This window comes from Corynebacterium sp. AOP40-4SA-5 (genome assembly GCF_052377355.1).
Taxonomy (GTDB): Bacteria; Actinomycetota; Actinomycetes; order Mycobacteriales; family Mycobacteriaceae; genus Corynebacterium.
On the sequence record NZ_JBQSWS010000058.1, the window covers coordinates 1 to 1,200 of the forward strand.

The 1,200-nt window shown below is 61.5% G+C and carries 2 protein-coding genes; both read left to right on the plus strand.

Going from position 1 to position 1,200, the window contains the following annotated elements:
- Positions 1-50 precede the first annotated feature (50 nt).
- Complete coding sequence (locus tag ACT3S3_RS15240) at positions 51-920, plus strand: ISL3 family transposase (protein WP_444627015.1); 870 nt, start codon at positions 51-53, stop codon at positions 918-920.
- A gap of 119 nt (positions 921-1,039) precedes the next feature.
- A complete protein-coding gene (locus tag ACT3S3_RS15245; protein ID WP_444615244.1) occupies positions 1,040-1,183 on the plus strand; it encodes a transposase in 144 nt (47 codons plus the stop codon).
- The last annotated feature ends 17 nt before the right edge of the window (positions 1,184-1,200 follow it).

Sequence of the window (1,200 nt, forward strand, 5' to 3'; positions counted from 1 at the left end):
CCTGACTGCGAATAGCCGGGTGTACTGCGAGATCACGTCTCTCGGCACTGGTGGACCTGCCGGTAGTCGGCTTCCCGACGAGGCTTCACGTCCGTGTTCCGCGGTTCACTTGCGCCAACGATGCCTGCGGCCGGAAGATTTTCCAGGCTTCACTGGCGTGTTCTGACGATGGGGCGAAACTGGCCCACCGGGTGACTCGCTGGATTGTGCAATGCCTGGCCATCGACCGCATGACTCTCTCAGCGACTGCGAAAGCCCTAGGTGTCGGGTGGCAGTTGGTCAACAAGATCGCGGTTCAGGCGTGCCGCAACCTTGTCTACGACTCCGGCGATCACCTCGCTGACGTGCGGATACTAGGGGTCGATGAGCACGTGTGGAAACACACCCGCCGTCCGGGCGATCCCTCCTCGATGGTTACGGTGCTGGTGGATCTGACCCCGCTGGTCGATGGGCGAGGTCCAGCGCGGCTGATTGATATGCGCCCAGGTCGCAGGTGCCGAGCTTCTACGAACCTGGTTGCAGCACAACGCCGCGAAGCATTCCGCGAGTCGGTTCAGTTGGTGACGATGAACGGTTTCGCCGACTACGCCACCGCCGTGGACCACGCCCTGTCCGCAGCGACGAAGGTGATGGACCCATTTCACGTGGTGCACCTGGCCGCCGAGAAACTCACTGGGTGTCGGCAGCGCCTGCAACGAGAGACGACTGGTCGGCGCGGACGCAAGGTTGACCCGTTGTACAAGCACCGCCGTAGCCTGATGGCCAGGACGAACTATCTGACCGAGCGGCAGAAACAGCGGTTGGATCTGCTGTGGGCCACTGACGATGACTACGTTGCTTTGCAGGTCACCTGGGGTTTCTGCCAGGAAATGTCGTTGCCGCGTACGGTGTTCCGGGCAAGTCACGGGGCAAGAAGTTGATGGCCGGGTTGATCGACACGCTGCGCAGGGGGCTCCCGAAGGGGTTGGAAGAGTTGGCACAGTTCGGGCGCACGTTGTGGTGACGTCGGGCCGATATCCTGGCGTATTTCGATGTCGGAGTGTCGAACGGGCCCGTCGAAGCGGTCAATGGCAGGGTGGAGCACTTGCGCGGGATCGCATTGGGTTGCCGAAATCTGGACCATTACATCTTGAGGTCGCTGATCCATTCCGGGCAACTCCGCGACCGGATCAACGTACTGTGAATCGCGAAGAGCCTAAC